Origin of the sequence: Nocardia sp. NPDC057668, assembly GCF_042799795.1 — a bacterium.
Taxonomy (GTDB): domain Bacteria; phylum Actinomycetota; class Actinomycetes; order Mycobacteriales; family Mycobacteriaceae; genus Nocardia.
The window spans coordinates 1,058,202-1,074,976 of the sequence record NZ_JBHVIC010000001.1 but is presented as its reverse complement, the minus strand read 5'-3'; the positions used below and the strand labels follow the sequence as shown (position 1 = coordinate 1,074,976).

Below are 16,775 nucleotides of genomic sequence, written 5' to 3'. Positions count from 1 at the left end.
AACGTTTTTATCCCCGCCCGCCGGGGTGTGGGAAGGCTCATCCGAAGGAGTTGCCGGGGCCGGCCGTGCGAAATGGCCGATCATCGGCGAGATTGTAACTAGCAGTTCGCTTTTGGAGAAGGACAGACAATGAGCATGCTCCTCGTCGTGCACGACGCCTACGGTTCCATCCTCGCCCAGGTCGGCAATCCGACCCCCGAGGCGCCACCCGCGTCGGACAAATTGTTGAAGCTGGTTCGGTACTTCACCTGGTTCGTACTGTTGTCGGGAGTCTTGGGGATCACCTACGCGGGTGGTCGCTTCGCCTGGGAGAAGTGGACAGGAGGCGGTTTGGAGTCGCCGAAGATGGTGGCGGGCGCGATGATCGGCGGAATCATCGCCACCAGTGCGGGAACCATCATGAACGCTGTGATCACCTAATGTCCGCCACAGTGGCCCTGCTGGCCTACAAACAGATGCCCGCCGACGTACTGCGGCCCATGATGCAGTTGATCGATTGGCTGCTGTGGTGCGTACTGCTGTTGTGCCTGGCCTGGATGATCCTGTCCGCGGGCAAGCTGTGGTACGCGTTCCGCGACGATCTCGCGGCGAACGACGCGACGCACGGTGTGGTGGTGAGCCTGATGGGCGCGATCATGGCCAGTTCGGCCAGTGGGATCGCGCTCGCCCTGCTGCCGACCTAAAGTTTTCTTGGTAAGCGCAATTGTCCAGTGACATACAGACTTTGGAGGCGCCGCAATGAGCGAGAAGGAGTCGCCCGAGCGCGACCGGATCTCGTTCGGCGTCATCGTCTCGGCGGCCGTGGTGACGTTGATCGTCATCGTCGGCGTCGTGGTCTACATCGGCCGCGACGACACCCCGTCGAGTACGAAGGCCGAGGGAACGACACCCATAGCGGGTGAAGCGGGTGCGACGGGCTTCGCCGCGCCCGAGGTTGATCTGTTCGGCCGCCGGGTCGACATCCCCAACAATGCGGCGGGGCAGCCACTCTCGCAGGAACCGGGTAAGCAGCGCAAGCCCGCGGACCAGGACTGGCTGACCGGACTGCCGTCGGGGATCACCGAACCGCACGGCTGGCAGCGGGTTTTCGGCGCGTCGGTGCCGTTCTCGACCTCCGACGGCCCGGCACGGCTGGAAAACGGTCTGGCCGTCGGCTACTCGCACACGCCGCAGGGCGCCGTGCTGGCCGCCGCCCAGATCACCTACCGGCTCAACGCCCGCCCCGCCGACCGCGAGCTCTACGTGCGGCAGGTCCGGGTGTCGGCGCAGCAGGTGGCCGCCTACGACCAGGCGCTGGCCGATCAGCGGTTGCCGAAACAGCAGCCGGAGAAGGTGACCCGCTACCTGGTGGCCTCGGACGGCTTCCAGGTGGAGAACTATGCCGACGACATGGCCATCGTGCGCCTGGCGGCGCGCGGTCCGGTCGTGGACAACCGGCAATTGTGGGCGGCGGTACGACTGATCATGGTGTGGGACGCCGGTGACTGGCGACTCAAGCCGTCGACCTCGAAGGCCTCGCAAACCGAGTACGTGGATTCCCTTGCGGGGTGGACGCGGTGGTGATGAAAAAATGGTGAATGAAGTGGCAACTCGACCCATGAAGGGGCGGACCACATGCTGAGGCGCATCCTGACGATCTTCGCGGTCGTGTTCACCGTCATGATCGCTACACCGACGGTGGCGTACGGACAGAACTACGGTTTCGACGAGGCGTGCAACCAGTTACACGATTCGCTCGACGGTCTCGGCATCCCCGGTCTCACCCTCGGTGACGCGGCCTCCGCCGCGTGCAAGGCCGGCAACGTAGCCACCCATCCCACCGACGCCGCCGCCACCGTGCGGGACAAGGCGTGGGACTCCACCTTCGGCAAGGTGGTGGACTCGCTCATGAGCGGTCTGGGCGAAGCGCTGATACTCGCGCTGACTTTCTGGATGAAACTGCCCAATGAACGGGTCAGCGACGCCGGAACGCTCTTCAGCAAGATAAACGACTACACCTATCAGGCGCAGATATTGCTGCTGATGGTGTCGGTGATCCTATCCGGCGCGAAACTGGCAGAGGCCAGACGAGGGGCCGCGGTCAGTGAGGCGGCCGAATCCTTCCGCATGTACGCGCGGGTCATCTTCAGTTCCTGGATGCTCGGCGCGGTCATCGTGGCGGCCACCCAGGCCTCGGACAAGTTCTCCGAGTGGGTGATTCAGGATTCCACCGACGGGCAGGCGCGCAACATCGCCGAGCTCATGGTGAAAACGTCCAAGCTGCAGGCGTTCTCGCCGGGTCTGGTGCTGATCATCGCGATCGTCGGCCTGCTCGGGGCGCTCGCGCAGATCGTGCTGGCCATTGTGCGCCAAGGGTTGCTGATAGTCGCGGCGGGCGTGCTGCCGCTGGCGGCGGCGGCCTCGGGCACGGCGACCGGGCGCGGGTCCTATCCCAAGCTCATCAGCTGGATCATCGCGTTCATGCTCTACAAACCGGTGGCGGCGATCGTCTACATGATCGCGTTCACCACCGCGGGCAACACCGATGAACTGACCTCCACCGCGGGGCTGCCCGACGCCGATCAGGCCCAGCGCATGCTGGTCGCGATCGTGCTGCTGTGCAGCGCGGCGTTCGTGCTGCCCGCCCTCATGCGCCTGGCCACCCCGGCCGTGGCGATCGTGGGCAGCGGCGGTTCGGGTCTGACCGCCACCACCGGCACCCTCGTCGGCGTCGCCGCCATCGGTGCGGTCGGCAGCCGGGCCGTGGGCGCGAAGGTGGCGGCCGGGCCGGGCAACGCCGGATTCGTCGGACCGCGTCGTGGCGGACCGCGTGGTCCCGGTGGGCCGGGCGGTCCCGGCGGCGCTGCCGGACGGCCGTTGCCACCGCGCGGCGGCGGAGGCGGCGGTGGCGCGGCCGCCGCGAGTCCTTCCGGGCCGGGCGGCAATGCGGCAGTACCGTCAGGCGCGGCACGAGCAGCAGCGAACCGGGTCTCGCAGGTGCGAGCCGCGACAGCCGGGTTGAACCGGGCGGATGCGGCCGCTGGCGATCTCGCCGGTGACCGCTGGACCAACCGTTCACCCGACCTCGGCAGGAGCACCATCCCACGATGACCATGACCGACACCTACGAGCGCCGCTCGTACGGACTGTGGCAAAAGCCCCGCAGCGCAGGACTTTTCGGCCTGCGCTGGGGTGAGACCGTGGTCGGCTTCGCGGTGGTGATCACCGCGCTGCTGACCGCGCTCATCGCCGGACCCAAACCGGCGCTGTTCGTCGCGGTCTTCGGTCTGGTCGTCATGGTTCCACTGGTGTGGCGGACCGGGGGACGCTCCGGCTACGAGACGGGATTGATGATGTTCCATTGGTTGCGCGGCCGCAGCAGGGGCGAGCACGTGTATCGCGGCGGCCGGTTCTCCCGGATTCCGGGCGGGGTCACCCGGCTGCCCGGAATCATGGCGCCCTCACGGTTGTACGAGGGGATCGACGCCGGCGGGTACAGCTTCGGCATGATCCACCTGCCGCAGTTCGGGCAGTACACGGTGGTCCTGCGGGCGTGGCCGCAGGGGCACGAGGCCGTGGATCAGCCGGTGATCGACCGGTGGGTGTCCGCGTGGGGCACCTTCCTGGCCTCGCTGGGGCAGACCTCCGACATCGTGGCGGTGGTGCCGGTCATCGACACCGTGCCCGAGACCGGAAACCGTTTGCTCACCGAGGTTTCCGCCATCACCCGGCCCGAAGCGCCGGATCTGGCGCAGCAGGTCATGTACGAGCTGGCGACCGAACTGCCGCAGGAGCGGGTACAGCTGCTGCCGCGCGTGTCGATCACGTTCAAGGCGACCACGGCCGAGCGGCGCAAGAATCCGGCGGAGGAGGCGGTCGAGATCGGGCGCCGGCTGCCGGGCATCTGCGCGGCGCTGGCCGAGGCGGGCGTGCGCGCGCAGCCCATGTCGGCGGACGACGTCATCTCCTTCATCCGGCGCAGCTACGATCCGGCCGCGCAGGCCGATCTCGAGGTGGCGGCGGGCGAACCCGGTGGGCACGGGCTGGATTGGGCCGACGCCGGGCCGGTCTCGCACGAGGAGCGGTGGGATCACTTCATCCACGACGGCGGGCGTTCGGTGACCTGGGAGATGGACACCGCGCCCGAGGGCGCCGTGGACGAGCGGGTGCTGCAGCGGCTGCTCGCGCCCAATCCCGAGGTGCCGCGCAAGCGCGTGACCATCGTGTACCGGCCGCATTCGGCGGGCGACGCGGCGCAGATCGTGGACGACGACTACAAGAACGCGCTGGTGGCTCAGCAGAGTGAACGCGGCGTGGTGTCGGCGGCGGCGACGATTCGGGTCGGCGCGACGCAGCAGGCGCGCGAGGAGCAGGCGCGCGGGCACGGCGTCACGCGATTCGGCGCGCTGGTGACCATCACCGAGCCGCTGCGCGGGGATCTGCCCCGCATCGAGGCGATCACCCGCGACCTGTCCACCCAGTCGCGGTTGAAGATCCGGCGCTGCTACCGCTACCAGGCGGCGGCCTTCGCAGCCTCGCTCGGCTGCGGGGTGATCCTGCCGGAGCACGCGACAATTCCGAAAGCGCTTGCGGGGTAACAGTTCATGCCACGTGATTTCGAACCACCGGTCCGGGACCGCGACGCCGCCGCCTCGGCGCGTCGCGGTTCTCGCCGCGACCAGGGTACGGCGGACGAACCCGACCGCACCCCCGCGGACCCCGACCAGTCCTGGCCCTCGGCCCGCGTGGCCCGCGATGAGCACCGCCCCCGCCGCGGCACCCTCCCCGACCGCCGGATGCTCCGCCGCGACCCGGTCCCCCCGGAGACGTTCATCCACCCCGCCCCGGAGGATTCCGCGACGGACTCCGCCGCCGAAACCCCCGACGCCCCCGGCCCCGAGCCCCGCCAACCGGATTCGTCCACCCCACCCCGCCGCTCGGCTTACAAACTGGATCCCGGCCGCACGACCCAGGACCCCGAGCCCGGCACGGGCTCGACTCCCGAGACCGGGCTCCCCGGCGGGCCCGGTTCGACCGCCGGACCCGGCCTCCGCGCTGCGGGTGGCGCGGCTGCCGCGAGTGGTGGGGGTGCTGCTGGCGGCACGGCTGCCACAAGCACTGTGGGCCACCCGGGTGGTGCGGGCAGCACGCGCGGTGCGGGTGCCCCCGGAGATGCGGGTGCCCCTGGAGGTGCGGCCGCCACGAGTAGTGCGGGTGCCGTAGGTGGTACGGCCGGCGCGCGCAATGCGGGTGCCGTGGGTGGTACGGCCGACGCGCGCAGCGCGGGTGCCGCAGGTGGTCCAAGCACCGCGGGCGATGCGGGTGCGGTGCGTGGATCGACCGGTGCCGGCAATGCGGGTGCAGACGGTGGTTCGGCCGGTGCGGGGAGCTCCAGCACAGCAGCCGGTTTCGGCCCGGCGACAGATTCGAGTGCGTCGGCCGGCTCGAGCGCCGCGACGGGTTCGAGCGTGGCAGGGGCGGCGCGCGGCGCTGATTCCGGCCCCGCGGCAGGTTCCGATTCCGCCACGTCGGCCGACTCCCGGCGGGACACCGGTGGCCGCCCCGAATCGTCCTTCGAGCGCACCATGCTCCCGCGCACCCGAGTGGGCGAGCCCCCCTGGTCCCGTACCGATTCCGGAGACCAACGCCGTCCACTCGCCCGCCCCCAGCCCAATTCGGCCACCTTCGGCGCGAACCGCGGCGCGGGCGCGTACGGCCCCCCACGCCGCCCCATCCCCGCCCTCCCCGTCGACCCGTCCCCGGCAGCTCCCGCGCCCCGCGACATCGAGAACTGGGGTTCGACCGGGACTTCGGCCGCGGATCAGTCGGCCAGCGCGGCTCCGGAAGCAGTCGACCGCGAGCGAACCAGCGCCGAAGCGCTGGCGCACGCCGCCGCCACGAACCCGGATGGCTCGGCCATCCCACGCCAAAACACCTCGCGCACAGCCGAATCCCCGAAGCAGGCGACAGCCGACGCACATCGGGACGGTGGTGCAACCGGCGAGAGCGGGTACGCGCCGTCGACCGTCGGCCGATCGCGTGGGGCGGGACCCGATCTTTCCGCTCGAGCAGGCGCACCCACGGCCTCGGGCCCGGCCGCTACCCGAAGCCCTGCCGAACACGCTGTACCCGAAGCCGTCCCGGCCGGCGACGCCCCGTCGGGCAGCGGTGCGCGCGATGACGTAGCCGGCCGCAGCGCCGTGAGCAATGCGCAGACGGTCGGCCGAGACACGTCACCCGGGCACGCGGGTGCAGGCCCTGCCGGACCGGAGATCAGCGACGCTCGATCCGAGGCCATCTCCGACCCGGACCCCCGGCAGGCGGGGTCGGTGGGCACCGTCACTTCGGCGACAACGCCTTCCGCCCGCGCATCGGAGCTCAGCGGCGGCGCGGGGTCGGCCTCGGCGAATGCGCGGGCCGCCTCATCGGCCGGTGGAGCCGCAGCCGGGCGCAGCGTCGGCAGCGACCGCGCCGCGTCGGTGGACGTCGGCGGAGACTTGTCGGGCGATGCCGTCCGGGCGGGTTCGGACGTGGTCGGCGGCGGTCGACGGTCGGGCGAGCGGGACATCGCCGGTCGAGGTGGTTCGGACACCGGGAGCGTGCGGTCGGGTTCGGCTGGTGAAGGCTTGTCCGATGCTGCGGGGCAACGGGATTCGCGAGGTGCGGGTTCCGGGGCGGTCCGGGGAGAACCGGGACGGACGGGGGACGACGTGGAGCCGCGGACTCCGGGCGAGGCCCGGCGGGTGGGGCGGCGTTCCATCCCGTCGTTGTCGCTGGAAACGGAAACCGGTGAGCGGCGGGGCTCGGACGTGGGGGAGGGCGCCGGTGGACGGGCGCGGACCGACGACGCGCGTGCGAACCGGGGCGGAACCGATACAGGTGGCGACCTCGTTCGCGGCGGTGGGGGCAGTGAGAGTGTCCGAGCCGACGCCTCGGGTGGACACAAGGTTCGGGGGAGTGGCACCGGTGGGGGCGAAGCGGACTCGGCGGCGAAAGACGCCGCTGGGGGAGCGTATTCAACCGGTGCGGCATCAACCGGTGCGGCGTCGGTCGGTGCGGCATCGGCCGGTGCGGTAGCCGCCGGTGGCAGCTCCGTGTCCGGAGCGTCGGCGGACGCCGATGCGAAGTCTTCGGGGGTGGACGGGGGGCGGCGAAGAGCCGGGGCGGGAACGGGTGGCCCGTCGGTGGCGGGGTCGGAACAGGTTGGTGGCTCAGGAAGTTCGGAGCGCGAGGACGCGCGCCCGGGGCAGGCGGAGGGAACGGCCGCACCCGGTTCGGAACGATTCGAGGGGGACCGCATGGACCGGGAACGTGGCGACGACGGCGTGTCAGGGGCGGGAACCGAAGGGGGCGAACGCGATCGGGGCTCGGCCGGGCGGGTAGCGCAGGAAGTGCGGCCGCGCGCGGGCGACACCGCCGAGCGCGCCCACGGGGCCGGTCAGCGGGCGCACGCGGGCGAGATCGGGACGGGGCCGCATCGGCCGCCCGGCTCGGGGCAGCGAGCACACGGCGCGGACAGCGCTGGCAGTGAGCGCGGGCGGACCGGCGCGGCAGGAGAATCCGGCCGAAGCGCCGGCACAGGTCAAGCCAGGGACGTTCGGCGCGGAACCGGCACGGGAGAGTCCGGAGACGGTCGGCGCGGGACCGGCACGGGCGAGCGCAGCGGCGAGACTCGGCGGGTGAGCGGGCGCGCGCGGCGCGACGACGACGCGTCGGCGCGGTCCCGGAGCGAGGCCGACGGCCGGGAACGGCGCGGCGAACAGCGGGGGACGGACCGGGAATCGGCACGCGGGGGCTCGGACTCGAAGCCGCGCACGGGCGAGCGGACCGGCGAGGGCCGGTCGCGGCCCACCGACGCGGACCGGGTCCACATCGGTGGGCGCTCGGGCAACTCCGGGCGCACCCGGCGGCCGCGGCCCGAGGGTGAGGCCGGGGATCGCACGGCGCGCAAGCGGACCGCGCGCCCCGCGCGCATCGAGGGCGAATCCGGTTCGCGGCGTGGCGGACAGGACAAAGGCAAGGACACGGACAAGGCCAAGACCCGGGTGCCCAAGGGCGCCGCGGAGCGGAAGAAGGCCGCGAAGAAGCGCCAGACCGGGCCGAAGCTGCTGGACGACGCGACCCGGGCCAAGCTCGAGGTCATCGTCCGCGAGCAGAACGGCCTGCGGGCGGTATGGGCCACCTTCCGCCTGCACACCGACGATCTGCGCCGCCGGAACTTCGCGGCCCGCGTCGAGCGCATCGAATACGGCAGCGTCGACGAATTCGACCGCACCACAGCACAACTCACCGATCGCGGTTACATCGGCGCGGGCGGCGGGCGCATGAACGTGGTCGGCCGCCCGGTCGAGTACCGCGCCACCACCGCACAGGTCGCGGGGCTGTGGCCGTGGTCGGTCGGCGCGGGCGCGCCGCTGATCGGCACCCCGCTCGGCTCGCACCTGCACACCGGCGCCCCGGTCTGCTTCGACCCCATGAACTGGTTCATGCGCGGCAGCTTCATCACCGCCCCGAGCCTTTTCGTGCTGGGCCTCAACGGTTTCGGCAAGTCCTCCCTGGTTCGCCGCATCGTGCTGGGCGGCGTCGCACAGGGCATCACCCCGCTGATCCTGGCGGACGTCAAGCCCGACTACCGCAAGCTGGTGGAGCTGGTCGGCGGTCAGGTCATCGACCTGGGTTACGGCCACGGCAAACTGAATCCGCTCGCGGCCGGCGTGCTGGGCTCGATCGTGCCCCGGCTCGACGACATGCCCGAACTGCAGACCCAGGTCATGCAGGAGATGCGCGCCCGCCAGGTCACCCTGGTCGCGGGCCTGGTGGAGCTGGTGCGCGGCGCGCGCGTGCGCGACTACGAGGAAACCCTCATCTCCACCGCCCTGCGCATCCTGTACCGCGAGGGCAGCGATTTCACCCCGGACCAGCCGCCCATCATCGAGGATCTGCTCACCGTCATCGTCAACGGCGGCGACGAACTGATGCTCGACGCCGGCGCCGACAATCCGGACGAATACCAGAACGCCATCAAGGGCCTGCGCCGCTCGCTGCGCGCGCTGACCCAGGGTCCGTTCGGCGCGATCTTCAACGGCCACACCACTACTCCCATCGACACCAACTCCACCGCGGTCTGCATCGACGTCTCGCACATCCCGAACGGCGACAAGAAGCTCAAGGCCGCGGTCATGCTGGCCTGCTGGGCCGACGGTTTCGCCTCGGTGGAGGCCGCGCACGTGCTGGCCGACGCCGGCCTGGGCCCGCAGCGCTACTTCCAGGTCGTCATGGACGAGCTGTGGCAGGTGCTGGGCCTGGGCGACTTCATGGTCGACCGCGTGGACGAGCTGACCCGCCTCCAGCGCAGCATCGCCACCGCGCTGATCATGATCAGTCACACCATCAAGGATCTGCAGTCCCTGGGCTCGGAAGCGGCGATCTCCAAGGCGCTCGGCTTCCTGGAACGCGCCCGCGCCAAGATCTTCGGCGCGCTACCCGCGGAGGAGATCGGCCGGCTGGACTCGATCGTCCCGTTCACCTCCGCCGAGGAGGACATGGTCACCAGCTGGTCCGCGCCCCAGGCGCTCACCGGCGAGGCGCTCAAACCCGGCCAGCTGCGCCCGTCCGCCCCCGGCACCGGCAAGTTCCTCATCAAGATCGGTGAGGACCGCCGCCCCGGTATCCCGTTCCACATGGAGTTCTCGCCCTCGGAGAAGGAGAGCGGAATCCACGACACCAACCAGCGTTTCAGCGAATTCACCGAAACCACCGCCCGACGCGGCACCGACGACGACGGGAACCCCGAATGATGCCGCACCGGTCCTACCGAAGAGTGTCGCCGGAGGTGCGTCAGGCCGCCGTCGAACAGGTGGTCGCGCTGAGTGCGAAGATGCGCTCGGAGTCCGAGGCGTGCCGGGTGGTCGCCGAACAGATAGGCGTGCACACCAATTCGGTCCGCAACTGGGTGCGCGCCGCGGAGAGCCCCGGCCTGGAGCAGATGGACGCGAGCACCCTGCGCCGCAAGGTCGCGCTACTACAGCAGCAGCTGGCAGCGGCCGCGGAGATGAACCGCAGCCTGGTGGAAACGCTGAATCACGCCAAGCGGGGCTCATGACCGCGTCCCGGCAAATCGGACACGCCGATTCGGGAAAACCGCTGGTATCGCCCGGCGCTCGGCTCGTAGGACTAGCCTGGAACGCAGGTCCGAAGCTGCGCCGCCGGCACGGACCGGGCGATGCGGTCCCGGCGGCCCAACGCGCGAAACTGGTGGTGATGCTGGTGCCTGTCGTCGCGATGCTGACCGCCGCGTGCGGCAGTAGCGATTCCGACGGTGGCTCGGGTCCGCTGCAAACGCCCACCTCCACCACCCGGTTGCTGCTCAGCGCCCCGGCCCCCGATCCCGCCAGCGGCGAGGGCGTGGCGGTCGCGGCCCTGCGTGAGATCTACACCTGGTATCCCGCCACCGAGGTGCAGGGCGCTCCCGCGCTCGCGCGCGCTCGGAAATGGCTGGGACCCACGCTGATCCGTACACTGGATGCACCACCCGCCGGTGCCGCGACGCCGAAGGCGACGTTGCAGTGGGCCGATTGGAGCAAATCCGGGGCTCACGTCGAAGCGTTCGCGTTCGCATCCGGTGAGAAGGCTCCGCCCGGCGCGGATCCCGGCCGTCAGCGATACAAGATCGGCATCGAACAGACGGTCGTCTATCCCGACGGCCGTCGCGAACCCTTGTCGCCCACCACCGTCGTCGCCACCGTCGTGCGCGGCCCCGGCGGCTGGGTGCTGGACGAATTCCGTTGAGCCGCATCAATTTACAGGTCATCTGAGGAGGCTGGAGATGGCGAAGCAACCGGTAAAGGATCCCGCTGCACCGGGTCCGGACACCACGCTGTTCATGATCTACGCGGCATTCGCCGTGCTGGGAACACTGTGGGTGTCCATCCAGATGGGCAATGCCCTGTCCTCGCCCAAGCAGGATCTGCCGATCAATCCGATCGCCATCGTCGTCGACCTGGCCAAGGGCAAGCTGTACTGGCCCGGCTGGGCGACCGTGATCGTGCTGCTGATCGTGCTGAGCGCGGTCGGCTACCAGCTGTACAAGCGAAGGGTCAAGGCGCGCAAGGCGATCGGACGCCTCGCGGTCGACGACAAGGCCGACCACATGGGCTCGGGCGGCGCCATCAAATCGCTCACCGACGCCGGTGTGCGGGAGAAGGCCACCCAGCTCGGCATGCGGCTGGGCAACAACGACATGCCCGGCGTCCCGATCGGCATGTCGGTGGCCGACGGCTGCATGCTCTACGGCTCCTACGAAGACCTGCACATCGACATCTGGGGCCCGCGCCAGGGCAAGACGACCTCGCGTGTCATCCCGGCGATCCTGGCCGCCATCGGCCCCGCGCTGGTCACCTCGAACAAGCGCGACGTGGTCGACGCGACCCGCGACGTGCGCCAGAACAAGGGCAGCCCGATCTTCATCTTCGACCCGCAGGACATCGCGGGCGATCCGATGAATCGCGATGACCGGGCGCGCAATTGGCACTGGGATCCACTGGCCTGGATCGATGCCCGCGCCGATGGCTGCGAGATGCGCGCGGCCCGCCTGGCCGGGCACTTCGCCGACGCGGACGACGGCGCCGGCGGCGGGATGGCGACCTCCACCGACAGCTTCTTCGACCAGGAGGCCGAGGATCTGCTGGCGGGCCTGTTCCTGGCCGCGGCGGTGGCCGACCGGCCCATCACCCAGTGCTGGGAATGGGTCACCAACCCGCAGGACACCGAGCCCATCGAGTTGCTGCGCCGCACCGGCCGGTTCCACTTCATGGCCTCGGGTCTGGCCCAGCAGTACAACGTCGACGAGCGCACGCGCAGTGGCGTTTTCGGCACGGCCAAGAAGATGGTGCGCTGCCTCAAGCTCTCCAACGTGCATCGCTGGATCACCCCGGAGGCGGGCGGCGAGCAGTTCGACGAACTCGCCTTCATCCGCGACAACGGCACGCTCTACTGCCTCTCGCTCGAAGGCCGCGGATCGGCGGCCCCGCTGGTCAGCGCCCTCACCGAGGCGGTCATCGACATCGCCATGCGCGAGGCCTCGCGCTCGCACGGCGGTCGCCTCGAGATCCCGCTGCTGGCCGTGCTGGACGAGGCCGCGAACGTGGTGCGCTGGAAGGATCTGCCCAAGCAGTACAGCCACTTCGGCTCGCGCGGCATCGTGGTGATGACGGTGCTGCAGTCCTGGGCGCAGGGCGCGCGCTGCTGGGGCCTGGACGGCATGGAAGCCCTGTGGGCCGCGGCCAACATCAAGGTGCTCGGCAGCGGCGTGGACGACACCAAGTTCCTGCAGGAGCGCTCCGAGGCCATCGGCGCGTACGACAGCATCTCGTCCTCGGTCTCCGAATCCAGTGGCGGCAAGAGCTATTCGCGGTCCCTGGGCTCGTCCAAGACCTTCGACGTGCACGGCCTGGCCACGCTGCCGCGCGGGCGGGCCATCGTGTTCTCCTCCGGCACGCCGGCGGTGCTCGTGCGCACGGTGCCGTGGTGGGAGGGCGAATACGCTGCCGCGGTGAAGGAATCGATCACCAAGCACGATCCGTCGCCGCGGAAGAAGACCGAGATCACCGATCTGATCGGCGCGCCGTCACTGATCAAGCAGGAACCGGCGAAAGACGCCGGGCAAATCGAGGAGGTCCGGCCGCTGTGACCGAACAGCAGCAACAACCGATGGTCTACCAGAGCGTGGTGGAGTTCGTCGAGAACTACCTGAGCCTGGTGTACCGCCGTCAAGTGACCGACATCAGCGACACGGTCTGGTGCCCCGAATGGTGGAAGCACGCCGAGGCGGTCGCGCGCCTGGATGCCATGTGGCGCGCCTGGGAGCACTACCGCCAGGACGGCAAAACCGGTCTGAGCGTGTGGTTCCTGGATCACGCGGACCCGCACATGGCCAAGCTGTTCGACCCCAAGGGACCGTTCAAGTACTGCAGCGTGCGCAACGGGCACAAGGACATGCTCACGCCGCTGCCGTTGAAGTCGCCGCAGCAGGGGCTGTTCAGCGATCCCACGATGGGGGACTTCCGGCTCTGAGCCGGATGGCGGTCGACGGCCGGGGCTCGGTCCCGGCCGGAAACCGAATCGTTGTGAACACGATTCGAGTCCGGGCGTGTCGAGCCGGGCGGTGACCGCGCTTCGGGATGCCGTGCGGCCGTGCGGGAATTATTTGTCGGCCGGGAGCCGTGGACGAAGGCGGACCGGCCGGATGAGCAAGCGACACAGCCCGATCAGGCTGTGCCGCTGTGGTTCACCGTGAACTCGTGCGAATCTAGGTGCGGGTGCGCTGGAGGCCGCGGGCTTCCATTTCCCGCGCCCGGCGCTGTGCGACGGCGGCTTCCTGCTCCCGGGCCTTGACCGCTTCGGCCGCCGACTGCGCCTGCCCGACCTCGAGCAGCATGCGGACCGCGGCCAGCTCCGGCGCGATACCCATGCGAGAAAGGTGCTGGGCCAGCGCGGTTCGGCGCTCCACCGAGTCGTAGCGGACCAGGTTCTTGTTCATGGCGGCCTGCGTGGCGGCCATGCGCGTGGCCTCGGCCTGCGCGGCGAACCTGTCCTTCTCGAGGGATACGCCCTTGTCCAGCGGCGGCTTCTCGATCATGCGCGCCAGTTCGAGGTTGCGCGGATCCTTCGCCTTGGAATCCGCGGCTTCCCGGAGCTGGAGCTCACGGGCCTCTTTGTGCCGGGCTTCGGTGACTTTGACGCGCGCTTCCGCTTCTTTCTGGCCACGTTCCCGGGTGCGCAGCGCGACAAGCGTCGCGAGCTGCAACATTTGCCTCATCATCGCCGCGGTCTGGGCGCCGATGTCGTCGAGTTCCTCGGCCATTGCCTGCTCCCCGATGCTGCAGTGATCACTATGGATGATTGTGGTGCTTCGTCTCGAACATCGCCACACGAACGGTGATTCGGCTAGCTATGTCCCGCCTGCGAACGTGACACCGGGAGTGCTGGGAGGCGCTGGGGGCTCGGTCCGTTGGGGGTTGCCCGGTGGGCCTTACTACGCCGCTTCGTACTCCGTTCTACGAGATTACCAGCGAAAACTCGGATACCACCGTACGCGCGAGTCGCGATACAGCATATATCGCACAATTCCGGCATCTCAGCGAAAACTCAGGATTTTCTTTGGTTAGGGAACCCTTACGCAGGAGGTTCCGTGGAGGTATGCGGTTGCTTTTCGCGAAAAACGAACGGCCCCGGTGCTACACGAGCATCGGGGCCGAAAAACCATGCTGGTCAGTCGATTCGGACCGACTGGATGGTTACGTCCTGGGCGGGCTTGCCATCCGGCGCGCCGCCCGCGACACCGGCCTTGGCGATCTTGTCGAGGGTGGCCAGGCCGCCCTCGTCGATGGTGCCGAAAATCGTGTACTGGGGCGGCAACTGCGAGTCGCCGTACACCAGGAAGAACTGGCTGCCGTTGGTGCCGCGGCCGTCCGTCTGATCCGGGCCGGCGTTGGCCATGGCCAGCACGCCGCGCTTGTAACCCACCGGCATCTGCGCCGCGGGATCGGCGGCGTCGTACTGATCGCTCGGGTACTCGTTGTCGAACTGGTAGCCCGGGCCGCCCATGCCGGTGGCCGACGGGTCGCCGCACTGCAGCACCTGCAGGCCCGCACCGGTCGTCATGCGGTGGCACTGGGTGCTGGCGAAGAAGTTCTGCTTGGCCAGGCTCACGAAGCTGTTGGCCGTGCACGGCGATTCGGCGGCGTTCAGCGTCACGCCGATCGCACCCTGGTTGGTCTCCAGGGTGGCCTTGGGATTGGTCGTGGTGGAGATGTCCGCCGCGCCCGGCTTCTCGACCGGCTTGGCGGCCGGGCTCTGCGCGTTGCGGTAGTCACAGCTGACCGTGGCGGGCTTGGCCTTGGCGACCGGGAGCGGCGCGGCCGAGGAGAGCGAGGCGTCCGGGGTCTCGGAGGTCGCGGTCGTGCTCGCGTTGTCGTCGCCGCGGTTCCAGAGGTACAGGCCGACACCCGCTGCGATCACGACCACGACGCCCAGGGCGGAGGCGGCGATCGTCATCTGCTTCTGCTTGCGTGCCCGCGAGGCGCGGTTCGCCAGCTGGCGCTCCAGCTTCCGTTTCGCCGCAGCGCGTCGCTGTTCATTGCTCGGCACTAGCTAGTCCCTCCGTATCGGTTGCTTCCGGCATAAGAGTGTGCCATCACTTCCTGAGACGCTCCCTTATAACCGGTGCACACTAACCGGTTGGACTTGGATAAGCACCATGGGGAAAACTGGACGGCGTGACCAAGACCAGCAGCTTCCGTGCCCCGAAGGGGGTACCCGACTATCTGCCCCCCACCTCCGCGGAGTTCGTCGCCGTGCGCGACGCACTGATCCACACCGCGCGACTGGCGGGATACGGGCACATAGAGCTGCCGATCTTCGAGGAAACCGCGTTGTTCGCGCGCGGCGTCGGCGAGTCCACCGACGTGGTCTCCAAGGAAATGTGGACCTTCGCCGACCGCAACGGTGAGAGCTTCACCCTGCGCCCCGAAGGCACCGCCGGCGTCATGCGCGCGGTCATCCAGCACGGGCTCGACCGGGGCCAGCTCCCTGTCAAACTGGCCTACGCCGGGCCGTTCTTCCGCTACGAGCGCCCGCAGAAGGGCCGCTACCGGCAGTTGCAGCAGGTTGGCCTGGAGGCCATCGGCGTCGATGATCCGGCGCTGGACGCCGAGGTCATCGCCATCGCCGACCGCGGTTTCCGCTCGCTCGGACTCGACGGGTTCCGGCTCGAGCTCACCTCCCTCGGTGACGACAGCTGCCGCCCGCAGTACCGGGAACTGTTGCAGGAGTTCCTGTTCAAGCTCCCGCTGGACGAGGAGACCCGCCGCCGGGCCGAGATCAACCCGCTGCGCGTGCTCGACGACAAGCGGCCCGAGGTCAAGGAGATGACCGCGGGCGCGCCGCTGATGATCGATCACCTGTCCGAGTCCGCGAAAGCGCACTTCGACCAGGTGCTCGGGCACCTGGATGCGCTCGGCGTGCCGTACGTGGTCAATCCGCGCATGGTCCGCGGCCTGGATTACTACACCAAGACCACCTTCGAATTCGTGCACGACGGGCTCGGCGCGCAGTCCGGCATCGGCGGCGGCGGTCGGTACGACGGGCTCATGGCCGAGCTCGGCGGGCAGCCGCTCTCGGGCATCGGCTTCGGCATCGGCGTGGACCGCACGGTGCTCGCGCTCGAGGCCGAGGGCAAGTCCGCCACCGACGGCACCCGCATCGACGTCTTCGGCGTGCCGCTCGGCGACGTGGCCAAGCAGCGCCTGGTCGTGCTGGCCGGCGACCTCCGCGCCGCCGGGATTCGCACCGATATCGCCTACGGCGGTCGCGGGGTCAAGGGTGCGATGAAGGCCGCGGACAAGTCCGGGGCGCGCTTCGCGCTGGTGCTCGGTGAGCGCGAGGTCGCCGAGAACGAGCTGGGCCTGAAGGATCTGAGCAACGGTGAGCAGCGGCAGATCGCCCTGGACGACGCCGTGGCCCAGATCGCCGCGGCTCTCGCGGGGGAGTAGGCGCAGATCCAAGGACAGACCGCGCCCCGGACTTCGAGTCCGGGGCGCGGTGTCGTTTCCTGGAGCGGCGTGCGCGCGGCAACGGGTGCGGCCGGTCGGCTGCTGCCGTGGTGCTTCGGTGCCGTGGTGCCTAGGTGCCGCGCTGTGACCTGGAGTCGGGGCAGTCACCGGGCGGCTTCTCTCGTGCGTTCGCCGGGGCCGAAATCGCGGAGCCGCAGCGGCGTTCGGTACGCCGTGAGCCGTTGT

The 16,775-nt window shown here is 69.6% G+C and carries 13 protein-coding genes; 11 read left to right on the top strand and 2 right to left on the bottom strand.

Annotated features, from left to right (window positions below; genetic code table 11):
- The first annotated feature begins 129 nt into the window (after positions 1-129).
- The 10 genes from ACFVBH_RS05020 to ACFVBH_RS04975 all read left to right on the top strand — a co-directional run bounded on the left by ACFVBH_RS05020 (position 130) and on the right by ACFVBH_RS04975 (position 13,050).
- Entirely contained in the window at positions 130-420 is a 291-nt protein-coding gene (locus ACFVBH_RS05020) for a hypothetical protein (protein WP_378999893.1), read from the top strand.
- On the top strand, positions 420-683 hold the full coding sequence (locus ACFVBH_RS05015) for a hypothetical protein (RefSeq protein ID WP_354986898.1): 264 nt from the start codon (positions 420-422) through the stop codon (positions 681-683). Before ACFVBH_RS05020 ends, ACFVBH_RS05015 begins: the two co-directional genes overlap by 1 nt.
- A gap of 55 nt (positions 684-738) precedes the next feature.
- Positions 739-1,563: a hypothetical protein gene (locus ACFVBH_RS05010; RefSeq protein WP_354986897.1), complete on the top strand. Its 825-nt coding sequence runs from the start codon at positions 739-741 to the stop codon at positions 1,561-1,563.
- Between the two features lie 51 nt (positions 1,564-1,614).
- Complete coding sequence (locus ACFVBH_RS05005) at positions 1,615-3,090, top strand: hypothetical protein (protein WP_354986896.1); 1,476 nt, start codon at positions 1,615-1,617, stop codon at positions 3,088-3,090.
- Positions 3,087-4,577 carry an SCO6880 family protein gene (locus ACFVBH_RS05000; protein ID WP_354986895.1) on the top strand — a complete coding sequence of 497 codons (1,491 nt, stop codon included), beginning with the start codon at positions 3,087-3,089 and terminating at the stop codon, positions 4,575-4,577. The genes ACFVBH_RS05005 and ACFVBH_RS05000 overlap by 4 nt, the downstream gene beginning before the upstream one ends.
- A gap of 3,081 nt (positions 4,578-7,658) precedes the next feature.
- A complete protein-coding gene (locus ACFVBH_RS04995) occupies positions 7,659-9,776 on the top strand; it encodes a hypothetical protein (protein ID WP_378999889.1) in 2,118 nt (705 codons plus the stop codon).
- Positions 9,773-10,081 carry a transposase gene (locus ACFVBH_RS04990; RefSeq protein WP_354986893.1) on the top strand — a complete coding sequence of 103 codons (309 nt, stop codon included), beginning with the start codon at positions 9,773-9,775 and terminating at the stop codon, positions 10,079-10,081. Before ACFVBH_RS04995 ends, ACFVBH_RS04990 begins: the two co-directional genes overlap by 4 nt.
- A 158-nt stretch (positions 10,082-10,239) precedes the next feature.
- Complete coding sequence (locus tag ACFVBH_RS04985; protein WP_378999887.1) at positions 10,240-10,767, top strand: hypothetical protein; 528 nt, start codon at positions 10,240-10,242, stop codon at positions 10,765-10,767.
- A 37-nt stretch (positions 10,768-10,804) separates the two neighbouring features.
- Positions 10,805-12,667, top strand: coding sequence for a type IV secretory system conjugative DNA transfer family protein (locus ACFVBH_RS04980; protein ID WP_378999884.1), 1,863 nt, complete (start codon positions 10,805-10,807; stop codon positions 12,665-12,667).
- On the top strand, positions 12,664-13,050 hold the full coding sequence (locus ACFVBH_RS04975) for a DUF4913 domain-containing protein (protein WP_354986890.1): 387 nt from the start codon (positions 12,664-12,666) through the stop codon (positions 13,048-13,050). The genes ACFVBH_RS04980 and ACFVBH_RS04975 overlap by 4 nt, the downstream gene beginning before the upstream one ends.
- Before the next feature lie 235 nt (positions 13,051-13,285).
- Here the strand turns inward: ACFVBH_RS04975 and ACFVBH_RS04970 are convergent, their stop codons facing one another.
- Positions 13,286-13,840: a hypothetical protein gene (locus ACFVBH_RS04970; protein ID WP_354986889.1), complete on the bottom strand. Its 555-nt coding sequence runs from the start codon at positions 13,838-13,840 to the stop codon at positions 13,286-13,288.
- 407 nt (positions 13,841-14,247) lie between these two features.
- Entirely contained in the window at positions 14,248-15,126 is an 879-nt protein-coding gene (locus ACFVBH_RS04965) for a peptidylprolyl isomerase (RefSeq protein WP_378999881.1), read from the bottom strand.
- Positions 15,127-15,254: 128 nt separating this feature from the next.
- On the opposite strand from ACFVBH_RS04965, the gene hisS reads away from it, so the two are divergent.
- Positions 15,255-16,529: a histidine--tRNA ligase gene (hisS, locus tag ACFVBH_RS04960; protein WP_378999876.1), complete on the top strand. Its 1,275-nt coding sequence runs from the start codon at positions 15,255-15,257 to the stop codon at positions 16,527-16,529.
- Positions 16,530-16,775 lie beyond the last annotated feature (246 nt).